Source organism: Chryseobacterium sp. HR92 (genome assembly GCF_045689405.1).
GTDB classification, from domain to species: domain Bacteria; phylum Bacteroidota; class Bacteroidia; order Flavobacteriales; family Weeksellaceae; genus Chryseobacterium; species Chryseobacterium viscerum_A.
The window spans coordinates 4917671-4933265 of record NZ_CP139139.1 but is presented as its reverse complement, the minus strand read 5'-3'; the positions used below and the strand labels follow the sequence as shown (position 1 = coordinate 4933265).

Sequence of the window (15595 nt, the reverse complement as noted above, 5' to 3'; positions counted from 1 at the left end):
CATTTACGTTTAATTTGTATTGATTCTAAATAACCTGTTTGGTATAGTTTTTTAATTTGTATAAATTTGCGAAAACAAGTTTAAATGAAAAATTTGATTAAAATATTTTCGATATTATCACTATTTGGTTTTTATAGTATTGAAGCCCAGCAAGTTGTTAAAAAAGATACCCTTTCGGGTACGGAGCTTGTTATGACAATGGATTCCAAAATAAATGCAGCTTTGGAAGGAATTGAAGGAAAATGTGCTAAAGTTACTCCTGCAAATTCTTCTAAAGATTCCGGTTCTAACGATATTGGAGTTTCTACAGGGATAAATACAAAACCTCCGAGAATCTTTGTGCCGAACCGAGAACTTACGAATGCTGAAATTTGTAAGAAAAATCCTAGAATTTTAGGTTTTAAGATTCAGATTACAACGGTGAAAAGTAATGAGGAAGCCAATGAAGTAAAGTCTTATTTCAGAAAAAGATTCCCTAACCTTAAAGTGGAAACAGATGCCTCTTTAAGACCTAATTATAAGATTTTAGCAGGAAGTTATTTCACAAAACAAAGTGCAGCGAGTGATCTTTCGAGAATCAGAGAATATTTCAAATCTGCAGTAGCAGTACAGTACAGAATTTTCTGTGCAGAAGCAAAATAGAATTGACTCATTTCAACATAAAAAACAAAAAGCTGAGAAAAATTCTCAGCTTTTTTTATTGATAATAAGTTTCCATAAACCAGAAAAATTCAGTCATTCGAAACAGGTTGTTAGCCAGTAGATATACAAATAGTAAGATCACTGTTAATGTTAAGATTGACATCATTTTAGGGGATGACCTGTAGGCGTAAAAAAGCCATCCTAAAAGAAGCGGGTATACGAAAACAAAATGTCCTCCGTAGATAGAAGAAGTATGAAGTCCAAACCTCATTACACAATGAATAACAATGTCAACGAAAAAAGAAATGGCAATAACCTGAACCCATTTGTTTCTGAAATTTTTAAAATAACTCCACATTATCAGGATCAGTAATATAGCTGTAAAAAAGTAAGGAAAAGCAGATGAATAAAGGTCCATATAAAGCCCTTTAAAGTCAAATCCTTTCATATTATGTTTATCCGAAATAATAAATCCAGGGAAAAGAATGTTACCCCCGAAAAAGAAGGAGAGAATCATGTCCCAGGTGGGCATTGATTCTACATTAGAGAATTTTTCGTACTGTTGGTTGGTTTTGGAAAAGATATTCTGATATTTAAAATCAATTCTGTTCAAATACAGCAGTACAAAACAAATGACTGCAACTGCAACTCTAAACACCACATTTCCGAATTTTTTCCAATCTCTGAAAATATTTTTTTCAAAAATAAGGGGAACAAAAACTTTTACAAAATTGGTAATAGTAAGCCCGCCAATGGTAATTCCGGCTAGCGAAAGAGCAATAGCTGGAGTTTTTTCTTCCTTTCTGAGTTTTATTGCTGCATAATAATTGTATAATGAGAGTAAAAATAGCGTGTATGTGAAATTTTCCGGAGTAAAGGATAATATGATATTGGTTGAAAAAACTCCAAAAAACAAGACAATTAAAGTACTTAACCAGAGAGGAAGGCATATAATATTCTTTAAATATTTAAAAACCTGAACAATGTTTAAGCTGATGATGATATTGCTAAGCCAAGCCAGTGTAAGTCTGAAGTTAGCGTCCATTTTTCCACCTGAAATCAATAATGAAAACTCTCTTACCCAGTTGAAAAAATAATAGGATAGAGGATGTCTTTCAAAACTTCCCCCTGTCATAAGGATAGATTTGTTATCAAAACTGAAATAAGCATCCCATGGAATTCTGCTGTCAAATATAATCCTGTAATGAAGGGCAATATATGAACCTAAAATGCCATAACAGATTATAAAAAACAGAAAAACTGCCAGTTCGGTATAAGTGGAAGGAAAAATCAGTTTAAAGAAATTGATGATTTTTGTTTTGATAAAAGACACGTGTCGGATTTTTTGCAAAAGTAAAATAAAAAAACCACCAAAGTTGGTGGTTGTGTAAAGATTGTATAAACGTTGTTATTGTTTGATTACTTTTTCTGTGGTAGACGTTCCGTCTGCGAAGTCTATTTTTAACAGATAAGTTCCTTTTGGAAGCGTAGTAATATCTGTATTTCCGGAATCGTTCGTCTTAAGGGCCTTACCCGACATATCAATAACGGATGTTGATTTTATTTTTTTATCAGTCTTAATATTTACCTCTCCTTTTGATGGATTAGGATAAACGGAAAGATTGTTATTCTTTGTTTTTGAAATCTCATTGGTGCCAAGAGTTCCGTTAGCAATAACCTGTACATCATCAATTGAAACTGCATCAGCATCATTTGCAATATACTGGAATCTTACTTTTACGTTTGCTTGCCCTATATATGTGCTAAGGCTTTTCTGGACAGTAACTGTGTTATAAAAATCAGTATCTATATTACCGTCACCATCATCAGTAAAACCAGGTTCGCTGTCTTCATTCCAAAGAGTAGTCCAGCTGGATCCTCCGTCTGTTGAGATCTGTGCAAGAAGGTTGCCCTTGTTCAGGCTTATCATATAACCCCAGCCAACTTTTACCTTGAAGCTGAAAGTTGGACTTGCAGCTCCTACTAAGCTGAATGCAGGGCTTACAAGATGGGCTGTGTTGGCCCCTGAGATCCAATCAATAGTGGCGGAATTATTTCCGGCAATAGTAAACCTTGTTTTTAGTTCAAGAGAAGGAGCAGAAGTCCCGGGAAAAACGGTACTGGTTAAATCCCAGGCTCTTGATGCGTTTGTATTAGACTTGGTCCATCCTGTTGGAGGAAATGTAGCCCCTTCGAAACTTTCCGAAAGTAAGGTCTGGGCATTGCTGTATAAGCATGATGCCAATGCTAAAGAAAATACAATTTTTTTCATATTAAAGATTTCTCTAAATGTAGTGAAAATATTTAATATGACGACAACTTGATAACAAAGTATGTGTTTGGTTGTTAGTTTATTACGAGCTGCATGAAAGTGTAGAACATCCTGCAGTGTCATCATAGCCGGATGGTCTTTTAACAGAGAATTCGGGGTAAATTTTCTGATATGGATTTTCAAGGGCTTTAGTAAGCTTTTCCAACATTTCTTTTTTGCCGTTGCTGATTTCTTCAATGCATTCATAAAGAAGATAATTTCTAAGAATGAATTTTGGGTTTGTTTTTTCCATCATGGCCAATGAAGTCTCTCTTGGAATAGAGTTTAACTCTAATCTTGCATTATAATTCTTAATGAAGCTGTTGAGCTTTGTCAGCATTTGTTCATTTAATATGATATAGGAAACCTCTTTAAAATGTTCTTTTATATCGGTGTCCGGAGTTACTTTCTCCAGTTGGCTGAAAAACAGGGTGTAGTCTAGCTGAAGTTCCTGCATTAATCCCTGCCAGTTGGTGAAAAAATTTTCATCTTCTTTTTGAAGCTGATCAAACCCAAATTTTTTACACAGCATTTGATCATGAGCCTCCCAGAAATAAGTTCCAAAATTATTTAAGGTGTCTTCTAAAAACTTTTCATCTTTAATTAAAGGGTGAAGTGCATTCGCGAGCTGCCAAAGGTTCCATTGGGCAATCTGTCCCTGTTTTCCGAAGGCATATCTTCTTCCCGGAAGGTCTGTGGTATTAGGGGTGAAATTCAAATCATATTCATCCATCATGGAGTAAGGTCCATAATCAATAGTTAATCCCAGAACAGACATGTTGTCTGTATTCATAACTCCATGTACAAATCCTACTCTGAACCATTCCACCATTAAGTTGGCGGTACGGGTACAGATATTTTCAAAAAAGTCTTTGTATTTCTGATTGTCTGATGATGTGATTTCCGGATAATAGTTTTCAATAGTAAAATCAGTCAGTTCCTGTAGTGTATTGTATTCTCTTTGGGCAGACATCAGTTCAAAATGTCCGAACCGTAAAAAACTTTCAGCAGTTCTGATAACTACTGCGCCTTTTTCAAGTTGAGGATTTCCACTGTACATAATATCACGCATTACATCTTCGCCCGTAAATGCCAGGCTGAGTGCTCTTGTTGTAGGAACTCCTAAATGATGCATTGCCTCGCTCATCAGATATTCCCGAACAGAAGATCTTAATACGGCTCTTCCATCGGCATGTCTGGAATATGGGGTTGCTCCGGCACCTTTCCATTGAATTTCTGTTTTTTTTCCTGCTTCATTTGTGATTTCACCGGCAAGTATTGCTCTCCCGTCTCCGAGTTGTCCTGCCCAGTTTCCGAACTGATGTCCTGCGTATGCTGTAGCATAAGTTTGAACGTTTTCCGGAAGTTTATTTCCAACCAGAAAGTCCAAGTCTTTATCTTCAAATTTTCCTAATCCTATTTCTTTGGAAAGAACTTCATTAAAAGCAATCAGTTCAGGTTTATCAAAGCCGGCAGGTTTGATGGTGGCAAATAAAACTTTTGGAGTGTTTCTCTGCATAGAGTTATTTGAAAAATCACCTGGAAAATGCTCTATAAAGGGTTGTCTGATACGTTCGATATTCATACTTCAAAGGTATTAATTATAAAAGAAAAGACCTTCCAAATTATTGAAAGGTCTTGTGTATTTCTAAAAGAGAATTTATTTATTAAAATCTACTTCATCATTAGAGTGAAGATTTTCATTGATGTTGTCCTCTTTCTTTTCTGTAGGTTTTTTAGGAGCAGGATCTACCGGTCTTGGATTTTTGATCTCATCGATGGTCTGAAGACTTCCGTCATCACCATATCCCCCGCTTAAGCCTTTAAGGTTTGAACAGCCGTCTTTCCAATCGGAAGGTTTCACAAATTTATCATCAGGAGTAACTCCTAAACTCTTATCTGCCCAGACTTTCTTCATGAAAATAGCCCATATTGGCAATGCCATTTTTGCCCCCTGACCTTCACCGGTTCCAAAGAAGTGGGTTGCCCTATCTTCCCATCCAACCCATGCTCCGGTTGCTAATTTTGGTGTGATTCCCATAAACCATCCGTCGGAGTTATTCTGAGTTGTTCCCGTTTTGGCTGCAATTTCTACTGCTTTTGAGATTCCTCTTCTTCCTAATTCTCCGGAAGCGGTTCCATACTGTGCCACACCTTTCATCAATTCAATCATGGTGTAGGCGTACATTGGGTTCATGACCTCTTTTGGTTCTACATTTACTTCCTTGATTACTCTACCGTTGGCATCTTCAATTCTCCAGATCATTTCCGGCTTATTGTGATTACCATAATTGGCAAAAGTACTATAAGCACCTAACATCTCATAAATAGTAATGTCTGATGAACCTAAAGCAATTGTATTGTTTCTCGGGATATCTTCTGTTACTCCAAGATCTCTTGCAGTCTGGATTACAGCATCTACTCCTGTCATTTCAATTAATCTTGCCGCAACAGGGTTTTGAGAGTGTGCTAATGCATCTTTTAAAGTAAGCATTCCTCCTCTTCCCGGTACATGCCATCCGTTATGATCATAAGTTCCGTTAGAAACAGCTGAACAAGGAGTCATTCCCAGTTTCATGATCGCAGTGGCATACACGAAAGGTTTGAATGTAGATCCTACCTGTCTCTTACCTTGCTTAATGTGGTCATACTGGAAGTGCTGCCAGTCGATACCACCTACCCAAGCTTTGATCTCTCCGGTTCCCGGAACCATAGACATTAGTCCTGCCTGTGCAATTTGTTTGTGGTACCTGATAGAATCCCAAGGAGACATTTCAACTTCTTCTTCTCCGTTCCATGTGAATCTTGAAGTTTTGATAGGTTTTTTGAATTCCATCATAATGGAGTCTTCTGGCATTCCGTCAGCTTTTAACAGCTTGTATCGTCCGGTTCTTTTCATGGCCTGAAGCATCACATCTTTGATCTGTTTGTCATTAAGATAGTAGAAAGGTCTGTTCTTTCTTCCTCTTTGTTCTGCATCAAATCTTTTCTGAAGGTCCGTTAAGTGTTCTTTGATTGCTTCTTCTGCATACTTCTGCATTTTAGAATCAAGAGTAACATATATTTTTAACCCGTCTTTATAGAGGTTAAGTTTTTTACCGGTTTCTTTTTCATGAGTTTCAAGATACTTATCGATCTCTTTTCTCAGATAGAATTTGTAATAAGCCGAATACCCGTCAGTAATACTTTTAATAGGGTGGAAGTCTACTTCAATAGGAGTGTTGGCCGCTTTTTCATAGGTAGCGGCATCAATATATCCTGTTTTCTGCATCTGATCCAATACAACATTCCTTCTTTCTTTTGCCTTTTCAGGGTATCTGTAAGGATTGTTTTTTCTTGGGTTTTCAAGCATTGCTACAAATGTTGCAGCTTCAGGTAATGTAAGTTCCGAAGTTTTTTTGTTAAAATAAACTCTGGAAGCCATTTCAATCCCGTTAGCATTGAAAAGGAAATCAAATTTGTTGAAATAAAGAGTAACAATCTCTTCTTTGGTATATCTTTTCTCAAGGCTTACCGCTACTACCCATTCTTTTAATTTCTGGAATGCTCTTTCAATTTTATTTTGAGAAGCATTTCCTGTAAAAAGAAGTTTTGCCAGCTGCTGGGTGATTGTAGAACCCCCACCACGGCCACCACCATAGGCTACGGCTCTGGCAATAGAATATAAGTCGATTCCTGAATGTTCTTTAAAACGTTCATCTTCCTTAGCTTGAAGGGCATAGATCAGGTAAGGAGGAAGATCCTTATAAACGATAGGCTGTGTTTTTTCCTTTTCGAATTTACCCAGCATAACTCCGTCTGAAGAAATGATTTCTGAAGCGACAAAGATATCAGGGTTTTCAAGTTCTTTTACATCAGGCATTTCCCCAAGGAATCCTTGAGAAACCGCAAAGAAAAGTCCCGAAATACCCAAAACTACCGCAACAAGTCCAATCCAAATAAATGAGACCCATTTTTTCCAGGAGGTATCTTTCTTTTTTTTAGGAGGCAGAGGAAATGTTTTCCCCTTATTTCCTGCATTTTTTTTGTTTTCTTCCATTTATGGTTACGGTTTAGCCGTTTCTATTTTTACCCCAATATCCTCAATTCCTGAAAGGTTGTCATTTCTCATCGCCTGGGTCAGACTGATTTCATATTTTCCCTTTCCCGGAAACTGATAATTCAATTTATACTGAAACAAAGTTTCCTTTGTGTCACCAAACCCTGTACCAAGCCATTCTCCATTGGGTTTTGCCAGTACATAATTCAAGGTATCAGTTTCCTTTTTTTTGTTCTGGAGATTGGTGAAATTCACAATAAATCTTATATTGCTGTAAGGATAACTATTGTTGTTTCTTACGACAAATATAATATTTTTAGGATTCTGCGGATCTGAAATTTCAAGATTAAATTTTTGCTCATTTTTCTTATTCCATTTGTTGTCAACGGAATTCATGATGACATCTCCTCCTGAGGAAGAGTTACAGCTAAAGAAAAGGATAAGGGAAAATAATCCTAAAATTTTACGCATTATTATCTTTTTTTGGAGGATATTTCTTTTTAAATTTCTTCTTGTTCGGGTTGTTTTGTGGCTTCTTGTCAGCATCAGAATTACCCTCTACTTTTTCCACAGGTGCTTTTTGCTGCGGGTGTTGTTTTTGAGGTCTGGGCTGATTTCCAGATTGAGCATTAGGATTTTCTGGTTTTTCAGATCTTTCCGGTCTGTCTTGTCTCTCCGGTCTGGTTCTTTTTTGTCCTTGTGATTGTCCTTGTTGCCCCTGTTGGTTATGATTTTGCCTGTTTTGGTTGTTTTTGTTCCTGTTTCCTCTGTTTTTCTTTTCAAAACGATCCACGCTGTTTTCCTGGATCAAATCAATATTTTGAGCAGAAGCTTCCGGCTGTTTCAAGTCTTCCAGAGGAAGTGTTTTTTCTCCTCTTTTATTTTTTGAAATCAGTTTTTTCACCAGATCTATATCGAAATCATACCATGCAATGGAGCTGTCTACATAGGCAAACCACATTTTCTTTTTGAAAACATCAATTTTGATACAAAATGCTTTCCCTTTTTCTGTTTCTAAAGTAGTTGAAGAAGAAGGAAAATTGCTTAAAGCATCCAAATAACTGTCAAGCTCATAGTTAAGACAGCACTTAAGCTTGCCACATTGTCCGGCTAGTTTTTGAGGATTAATGCTCAATTGCTGATATCTTGCCACATTGGTATTTACAGATCTGAAATCCGTAAGCCACGTAGAACAGCAAAGTTCACGTCCACAAGAACCAATTCCGCCTACTTTTGCAGCTTCCTGTCTGAAACCGATCTGTTTCATATCGATTTTGGTACGGAATGCTCCGGCGTAATCTTTAATTAACTGTCTGAAATCCACTCGGTTTTCAGCGGTGTAATAAAAGGTGATCTTTGAAGAGTCACCCTGGTATTCCACATCAGTAACTTTCATTTCAAGGCCTATTCTCTGAGCAATTTTTCTTGCTTCAAGTTTTACACCATCTTCTTTTTTTCTTGCTTCCTGCCATACCTCAAGATCTTTTTGGTTGGCCTGTCTGTATATTTTGAGTGCCAATTCTTCAGAAAACTTTTTCTTTTTCATCTGAATCTTTACTAATTCTCCCGTAAGGCTTACAACGCCTACATCGTGTCCCGGACTTGATTCTACTGTAATTACGCTACCAATATGTAAAGGAATATTATTTACATTCTTATAAAACGATTTTCTGTCATTTTTAAATCTAACTTCTACAAAATCACACCTGTTAGGCGCTGGATTGTTGATGTCAGATAGCCAGTCAAAAACACTTAATTTATAACTATTCCCGCAGGTATTTACACTTTCACAGCCATTTGCGGTTTTCTTAGGGCCGCAAGAATGTGCAGAATCGCCGGATGTTTTACATCCACAACTCATATTATTATTATTTATAATCTGCAAATTTATGTATTTTTATCTTTATGCAATTCTAAAATACTTAAATAACCTGAATTCGGAACAAAACATTAATGTTTTTTAAGCAAGAATGAAAGCTGGAGACTTATGGAGGCTTGTTATAAAGGAAATAATTGAATAGGAGATTTTTTAACTTTAACATTTATTATCATTTGATTCCTTTTTCTGAATTGCAGAGGTAAGATAACTTAGAAGTTAAACAACCGTTTAATATTAAACACTGAAACAAGGATTGTTTTAAAATGTTCTTAAATGTTTAATAATGAAAATTTTGGCTTTTGTTTAATTGAAGGTATTATTTTAAACATAGTTTTCTTTTGATATATTGTTTAAAATATTAGGAAATATTAACAGACGTATTCAAAATAATTTTATATTTGGCTTATATAATAATAGTCTATGAAAAAAATATTAGTATCAACTGCTTTATTGGCGGGAGTTCTATCTTACGCAGGAGGCTTCAGAGTTTCCCTGCAAGGGGTAAAACAATTGGCAATGGCGCATACTAGTGCTCATGCCGAAGACGCGAGTGTGACATTCTTTAACCCTGCGGGTATGTCATTTATCCCTTCCAAACTGAGTGTAGTGGCAGGAGGGTTTGGTGCAAGTAATAAAGTTACTTTTCAAAACTTCAATACTTTACAAAGTGCAGAAACAGATAACCCAATAGGGACTCCTTTCTATGCGGCGATTACTTATAGACCAATAGAGAAACTTACCGTAGGTCTTAGTGTTACAACACCTTTTGGAAGTACAATAAAATGGCCTGAAAACTGGGAGGGTAAAGAATTGGTTCAGAAAATGGAATTGAAAAGTTTCTATTTCCAGCCAATGGTCTCTGTAAAACTGGCTCCTTGGGTGTCTTTTGGTGCTAGCTATATCTACGCAAGAGGGAAAGTAGATTGGGACAAAGCGGTGACGCAATTCGACGGGAAAGTTAATATTAATGATGACAATGCAACCGGACACGGATATGGATTCGGTTTCTATTTCAGACCTGATCCGAAATTAGACGTGAGTATTGCCTACCGTTCAGCAATAGATATGAAAGCTAAAAAAGGAACGGCTACATTCCAGTTTCCATCACAATCTGTTTATACACAGCTGAAACTGAATGCAGCAGGGCAAGATGGTTTCTCAGCAGTTCTTCCATTGGTTGAAGAGTATACAATTGGTTTAACCTATAAAGTGACACCGAAATGGCAGGTTTCTGCAGACTTTAACTACCACGGATGGGAAAGATATAGTAAGCTTACTTTAGATTTCGACAATGCTCCTATTGGAAACAATCCGTCGGATGCTACTATTCTTACCAATCCTAAGAACTTCAAAAACTCCAAAACTTTCAGATTGGGAACTCAGTATGCGTTCACTAATATGATCTATGGACGTTTGGGAGCTTATTATGATGAAGCACCTTATACTACGGATAACTTTATCCCGGAAACCCCTTCATATGATACTTATGTAGTGACAGGTGGGGTGGGCTTCAAGCTGAAACAATTCGGAATTGATGTTGCCGGAGGATATGCAATGCCTCAGTACAGAAAGGTAAACAATGTTAATATAGGGCTTAACGGACAGTCAAAAGCAACAGCTTTCTACTTTGGTCTAGGTTTCTCTTATAATCCATTTTAATTTTAGAAGACTATGAAAAAAATTATAATATCGACAATTGCAGTTTCTGCACTTCTTTTTACAGTAACAAGCTGTAATACGGATTTCGATACGGATGTGAAAGATATCCCGGTAACAAAAGGAGACGCAGACTTTTCAAAATATATATCGTTAGGAAACTCCCTTACTTCAGGATATCGTGATGGGGCGCTGTACAGCAGCGGCCAAAATGAATCTTATCCAAGCATGATTGCCGCACAGATGAAACTTGCAGGCGGCGGAGACTTTAAACAGCCATTAATGCCTAATGATGTGGGTGGTTTCAATAATCTGCCTGGTTTCCCTGGAAAATTAACTCTTCAGGTTGTTAACGGATCTTTGACTCCTGTGCCAAGTGGGGCAGCAGCAGCACTGGATGTGTTATCAGGTGGTGGTACTTATAATAATATGGGGGTACCTGGTGCAAAGTCATTCCACTTAGTAGCTCCTGGATACGGTAGTCAGGTAGGTCTTGCAACCGGTACTGCCAATCCTTATTTTGTAAGGTTTGCTTCCTCTGCTACAACAAGTGTGCTGGCAGATGCTATGACTCAGAAAGCTACGTTCTTCTCTCTTTGGATAGGAAATAATGATGTATTGTCATATGCTACCAACGGAGGAACAAATTCTCAGACTGTAGGAGGAGTTACAACATATTCAATTGCTACAGTTCAGACAGGAAATACAAATCCTGCAACTTATAAATCAAATGATATCTCCGATCCTGCACTTTTGGCTGGGTCTATTAAGGCAGTTTTAGATGGTCTTAAAAGTGTAGGAACAACAAAAGGTGTTATTGCCAATATTCCATCTGTTACTTCAGTGCCTTTCTTTACTACGGTACCTTACAATCCTTTGACACCTGAACTTTTAGGCTCGAATTTAACCACTCTTAATACAAGTCTATACGGTCCTTTGAAGCAGGCGCTTACCGCTTTTGGAGCTGGAGATAGAATTAATTTACTTTCTGCAACTGGACCAAACCCGGTTTTAATTAAAGATGTAGCTTTAACAGATTTATCCGCTCAGCTTACAGCAGCACTTACTCCTTCTTTAGGATTACCTATGGCTACTGCTTTTGGACAAATCTTTGGTCAGGCAAGACAGGCAACGGCAGATGATTATATTTTGCTTACTACAAGTTCTGTGATTGGAAGCACTGCTGCAGGTGTTCCTGCTCCGGTAAATATTTATGGAATTTCTTATCCGTTACAAAACCAACATGTATTAACAAAAACAGAAGCTGGATATGTAAAAACAGCAACCACTGCTTACAACGCCTCTATAAAAGGGCTTGCTGATTCTTATGGCCTTGCCTTTGTAGATGCTAATGCGAAGATGCTTGAGCTGAATTCACAGTCAGGAATCGTATTTGACGGAGTAAAGTATACTGCAACATTTGTTAGAGGGGGAGCTTTCTCTCTGGATGGAGTTCACCTTACAGGACGCGGATATGGTGTTGTTGCTAATGAATTTATTAAGTCCATTAATGCAAAATACAAGTCTACACTTCCACAGGTAGATCCGAACAAATATTCAGGAGTTAAATTCCCTTAATAATTGATAAAATAAAAACTTAGAAACCACAGGAGTAAATCTTGTGGTTTTTTTTTAAATTTGCAAAATCTTTTAAAAAGTAAAAATGGCCGATCAGTTAAGTTATCTATTTTGTACAAGAACCAGCAGGGACTTGGCAGAGAAAATTGCCCAGAATTATGGGAAAGAATTAGGAAAAATCAACTTTCAGGAGTTCAGCGACGGGGAATTTGAGCCTGTTTTGGATGAGTCTGTAAGAGGAGGAAGAGTTTTCCTGATTGGATCTACATTCCCTCCTGCAGACAATCTTTTGGAACTTCTTCTAATGATTGATGCAGCAAAAAGAGCTTCTGCAAAGAGCATTACCGTTGTAATTCCTTACTTCGGACTTGCCAGACAGGACAGAAAAGACAAACCAAGAGCGCCGATCGGTGCTAAATTAGTTGCAAACCTTCTTACAGCAGCAGGAGCAACAAGAGTAATGACAATGGATCTTCACGCGGATCAGATTCAAGGATTCTTCGAAATTCCGGTAGATCATTTATATGCTTCCAGTATTTTCGTAGATTATATCAGATCTTTAAATCTTGATAGTCTTACTATTGCTTCTCCGGATATGGGAGGTGCGAAAAGAGCTAAAAACTATGCAGGTCACTTAGGTGCTGAAGTAGTAATTGCTTATAAGGAAAGAAAAAAAGCGAATGTTGTAGAAGAAATGTTCCTTATCGGTGATGTTACAGGTAAAAACGTTATCCTTATTGATGATATGATTGATACTGCAGGGACGCTTTGCAAAGCTGCAGATATCCTGATTGAAAAAGGAGCGAAAACAGTAAGAGCTATGGCAACTCATGGAGTACTTTCAGGAAAGGCTTACGAGAATATTGAGAACTCAAAATTGTTGGAAGTTATTGTAACTGACTCAATTCCTGTTAAAAATAATTTGTCATCTAAAATAAAAGTGCTATCTTGCGCCCCGTTATTTGCAGATGTTATGACCATGGTTCATGAGCATAAATCAATTAGCAGTAAGTTTGTTATTTAATTGATTTTAAATAAGTTGCAAATCAAATAAGAATAATTTTTTAAATTTATTATAAATGAAATCTATTACAATTCAAGGTACAAAAAGAGAAAACGTGGGCAAAAAGTCTACAAAAGCTTTACGTGATGCTGAATTAGTTCCTTGTGTTGTTTATGGAGGTGAAGCACCTTTAAACTTCTCTGCTGAAGAGAAAGCTTTTAAAGGATTAGTATACACTCCTGAAGCACACACGGTATCTATTGAGGTTGACGGAAAAACAATTCCAGCTGTTCTTCAGGACATTCAGTTTCACCCAATCACTGACAAAATTCTTCACATTGACTTCTATCAGCTATCTGACGATAAGCCAGTAGTTATGGAGGTTCCTGTAAGAATTACTGGACGTTCAAAAGGTGTTGTAGCTGGTGGTGTTTTACGTCAGTCTTTCAGAAAGCTAAAAGTAAAAGCTATTCCTGCTAACTTGCCAGACGAGATCGTTGTAGATGTTACTCCATTAAGAATTGGTAACAAACTTTACATCGGAGGTATCAAAACAGAAGGATATTCTTTCATGCACCCGGACAATGCAGTAGTAGTTGCTGTTAAGATGTCTAGAAATGCAATGAAAGGAGGTGCAGCAGCAATGGATGATGAAGATGAAGAAGAAGTTGCAACTGAAGAAGGAGCAGCTCCAGCAGAAGAAACTGCAGCAGAATAAGAATTGCTTATTTAAACAATATAAGACCCGTCATTTTTTGACGGGTTTTTTTGTAGGATGTCAGAAAAATAAGAGGATTTATAAATGATCTTTATTTCATCATTTATGGGCTTTTCCACTATATACCATTGAATATTTCTATCAACTGACAACTATCAGCTCTCAGCCTCATGCTTCCTTTCGGAAAAAAAGCCGTAAATTTGAAGTGTTCTAAATAAGAACGTCTTAATTTAAAAAATAAATAAATGTTTGACATTCAGGAAATAAGAAGCCAGTTTTCTATATTGGACAGAGAAGTGAATGGTAAACCATTGGTTTACCTGGATAATGCAGCTACATCTCAAAAGCCAAATTCGGTTTTGGAAGTCTGTCACGCATATTATACAGAACTTAATGCCAACGTTCACAGAGGAATTCATACCCTAAGCCAGCTGGCAACGGAAGAAATGGAGCTTTCAAGAAGAAAGATTCAGAAATTCATCAATGCTGAACATGACTTTGAAGTGATTTTTACAAAAGGAACCACAGAAGGGTTGAACCTTATCGCTTATATTTTAACACAGAAACTGCAGAAAGATGATGAGATCATCATTTCATATTTGGAGCATCATTCTAATATTGTTCCGTGGCAGATGCTTTGCAAAAGAACAGGAGCAAAACTTCGAGTGATTCCAATTGATGAAAACGGAATTATTCAGATGGATCATTTTGATCAATTTTTAAGCGAAAAAACAAAGGTTGTTTCTGTAAATCAGGTTTCCAATGCTTTGGGAATTGTCAATCCTATTGAAGAAATTATTGCAAAAACAAGAAAGAATACAGATGCTTATATTGTGATTGACGGAGCTCAGTCTGCTCCACATTTCAATATAGATGTACAGAAACTGGATTGTGATTTCTTTGTATTCTCAGGTCATAAAATGTATGCTCCGATGGGAACAGGCATTTTATATGGGAAACATGAAATACTGGAAGCTTTGCCGCCATTCCATGGAGGAGGAGAGATGATTGCTACATGTTCTTTTGAAGGAACTACTTATGCAGGTCTTCCATTTAAATACGAAGCGGGAACACCCAATGTAGGCGGAAATATTGCTTTGGGAGCTGCTGTGGATTTTATGAACAGGATGGGTCATGCCAATATTCAGAATCATGAAAATGCGTTGCTGGAGTATGCTCAAAGACAGCTTTTGGAAATAGAAGGAATTAAAATTTATGGTGAAAAAGCAAACAGAACCGGCGTTGTTTCCTTTAATCTGGAAGGAGTGGGGATTGCTTCTGACGTAGGAATGATCCTTGACAAAATGGGAATTGCTGTAAGAACAGGACATCACTGTACACAACCAATCATGAACTTCTTTAATATTGCAGGAACAGTAAGAGCAAGCTTTGCCGTTTACAATACTTTTGAGGAAATTGATATTCTGGTAGAAGGAGTGAAGAAAGCACAACGGATGTTGAGCTAATTAATTCTTTATCATATAAACTAAAAGCAGCTGTTGAGCTGCTTTTTTTATTATTCCCATGGAATGCAATAACACCGGCCGTCAATAATAACCTGATAATATCCAATAGCGCACTCAAGGCAGATTTCTCCTCCTGCCATAATGCTTTTCATTTTTTCTTTGTTTAGTTTTTTCATATGAAATGATTTTTGGTTAAATATAAAGATATAAATTATAGATAGAAATTCTGATTCTTTTTAAAATTTATGTAATGTATTGATTTTATGTATAATTATATTTTGCGAAATATAATTCGTTAATTTT

13 protein-coding genes are annotated in these 15595 nt (G+C 36.9%); 6 read left to right on the top strand and 7 right to left on the bottom strand.

What is annotated here, in order from left to right:
* Positions 1-84: 84 nt before the first annotated feature.
* The gene (locus tag SFA27_RS22295) at positions 85-642 is read left to right on the top strand and encodes an SPOR domain-containing protein (RefSeq protein WP_047376192.1); all 558 of its coding nucleotides are present in this window, start codon (positions 85-87) and stop codon (positions 640-642) included.
* 55 nt (positions 643-697) lie between these two features.
* Here the strand turns inward: SFA27_RS22295 and SFA27_RS22290 are convergent, their stop codons facing one another.
* The 6 genes from SFA27_RS22290 to SFA27_RS22265 all read right to left on the bottom strand — a co-directional run bounded on the left by SFA27_RS22290 (position 698) and on the right by SFA27_RS22265 (position 8853).
* Positions 698-1975: a DUF6080 domain-containing protein gene (locus SFA27_RS22290; RefSeq protein ID WP_407294998.1), complete on the bottom strand. Its 1278-nt coding sequence runs from the start codon at positions 1973-1975 to the stop codon at positions 698-700.
* A gap of 75 nt (positions 1976-2050) precedes the next feature.
* The gene (locus SFA27_RS22285; protein WP_407294996.1) at positions 2051-2914 is read right to left on the bottom strand and encodes a T9SS type A sorting domain-containing protein; all 864 of its coding nucleotides are present in this window, start codon (positions 2912-2914) and stop codon (positions 2051-2053) included.
* Between the two features lie 82 nt (positions 2915-2996).
* A complete protein-coding gene (locus SFA27_RS22280) occupies positions 2997-4538 on the bottom strand; it encodes a protein adenylyltransferase SelO (RefSeq protein ID WP_407294994.1) in 1542 nt (513 codons plus the stop codon).
* Positions 4539-4613: 75 nt separating this feature from the next.
* A complete protein-coding gene (locus SFA27_RS22275; RefSeq protein ID WP_047376197.1) occupies positions 4614-6992 on the bottom strand; it encodes a transglycosylase domain-containing protein in 2379 nt (792 codons plus the stop codon).
* Positions 6993-6998: 6 nt separating this feature from the next.
* Positions 6999-7463, bottom strand: a complete 465-nt coding sequence (locus tag SFA27_RS22270; RefSeq protein WP_047376199.1) for a gliding motility lipoprotein GldH — start codon at positions 7461-7463, stop codon at positions 6999-7001.
* The gene (locus tag SFA27_RS22265) at positions 7456-8853 is read right to left on the bottom strand and encodes a stage 0 sporulation family protein (protein ID WP_407298188.1); all 1398 of its coding nucleotides are present in this window, start codon (positions 8851-8853) and stop codon (positions 7456-7458) included. Before SFA27_RS22265 ends, SFA27_RS22270 begins: the two co-directional genes overlap by 8 nt.
* A gap of 438 nt (positions 8854-9291) precedes the next feature.
* On the opposite strand from SFA27_RS22265, the gene SFA27_RS22260 reads away from it, so the two are divergent.
* The 5 genes from SFA27_RS22260 to SFA27_RS22240 all read left to right on the top strand — a co-directional run bounded on the left by SFA27_RS22260 (position 9292) and on the right by SFA27_RS22240 (position 15292).
* Positions 9292-10530: an OmpP1/FadL family transporter gene (locus SFA27_RS22260; protein WP_047376204.1), complete on the top strand. Its 1239-nt coding sequence runs from the start codon at positions 9292-9294 to the stop codon at positions 10528-10530.
* 12 nt (positions 10531-10542) lie between these two features.
* Entirely contained in the window at positions 10543-12105 is a 1563-nt protein-coding gene (locus SFA27_RS22255) for a G-D-S-L family lipolytic protein (protein ID WP_407294991.1), read from the top strand.
* Positions 12106-12190: 85 nt separating this feature from the next.
* Positions 12191-13129 carry a ribose-phosphate pyrophosphokinase gene (locus SFA27_RS22250; RefSeq protein ID WP_047376208.1) on the top strand — a complete coding sequence of 313 codons (939 nt, stop codon included), beginning with the start codon at positions 12191-12193 and terminating at the stop codon, positions 13127-13129.
* A 55-nt stretch (positions 13130-13184) separates the two neighbouring features.
* Positions 13185-13826 carry a 50S ribosomal protein L25/general stress protein Ctc gene (locus tag SFA27_RS22245; RefSeq protein ID WP_142717310.1) on the top strand — a complete coding sequence of 214 codons (642 nt, stop codon included), beginning with the start codon at positions 13185-13187 and terminating at the stop codon, positions 13824-13826.
* 245 nt (positions 13827-14071) lie between these two features.
* Complete coding sequence (locus tag SFA27_RS22240; RefSeq protein ID WP_407294986.1) at positions 14072-15292, top strand: aminotransferase class V-fold PLP-dependent enzyme; 1221 nt, start codon at positions 14072-14074, stop codon at positions 15290-15292.
* A gap of 50 nt (positions 15293-15342) precedes the next feature.
* On the opposite strand, the gene SFA27_RS22235 is transcribed toward SFA27_RS22240, so the two are convergent.
* The gene (locus SFA27_RS22235) at positions 15343-15468 is read right to left on the bottom strand and encodes a hypothetical protein (RefSeq protein ID WP_047376214.1); all 126 of its coding nucleotides are present in this window, start codon (positions 15466-15468) and stop codon (positions 15343-15345) included.
* Positions 15469-15595 lie beyond the last annotated feature (127 nt).

Coding starts and splice junctions, on each gene's coding strand:
- SFA27_RS22275 (WP_047376197.1), bottom strand. CDS start 6,992: ATGGAAGAAAACAAAAAAAATGCAGGAAATAAGGGGAAAACATTTCCT.
- SFA27_RS22280 (WP_407294994.1), bottom strand. CDS start 4,538: ATGAATATCGAACGTATCAGACAACCCTTTATAGAGCATTTTCCAGGT.
- SFA27_RS22240 (WP_407294986.1), top strand. CDS start 14,072: ATGTTTGACATTCAGGAAATAAGAAGCCAGTTTTCTATATTGGACAGA.
- SFA27_RS22250 (WP_047376208.1), top strand. CDS start 12,191: ATGGCCGATCAGTTAAGTTATCTATTTTGTACAAGAACCAGCAGGGAC.
- SFA27_RS22255 (WP_407294991.1), top strand. CDS start 10,543: ATGAAAAAAATTATAATATCGACAATTGCAGTTTCTGCACTTCTTTTT.
- SFA27_RS22285 (WP_407294996.1), bottom strand. CDS start 2,914: ATGAAAAAAATTGTATTTTCTTTAGCATTGGCATCATGCTTATACAGC.
- SFA27_RS22270 (WP_047376199.1), bottom strand. CDS start 7,463: ATGCGTAAAATTTTAGGATTATTTTCCCTTATCCTTTTCTTTAGCTGT.
- SFA27_RS22235 (WP_047376214.1), bottom strand. CDS start 15,468: ATGAAAAAACTAAACAAAGAAAAAATGAAAAGCATTATGGCAGGAGGA.
- SFA27_RS22260 (WP_047376204.1), top strand. CDS start 9,292: ATGAAAAAAATATTAGTATCAACTGCTTTATTGGCGGGAGTTCTATCT.
- SFA27_RS22295 (WP_047376192.1), top strand. CDS start 85: ATGAAAAATTTGATTAAAATATTTTCGATATTATCACTATTTGGTTTT.
- SFA27_RS22245 (WP_142717310.1), top strand. CDS start 13,185: ATGAAATCTATTACAATTCAAGGTACAAAAAGAGAAAACGTGGGCAAA.
- SFA27_RS22265 (WP_407298188.1), bottom strand. CDS start 8,853: ATGAGTTGTGGATGTAAAACATCCGGCGATTCTGCACATTCTTGCGGC.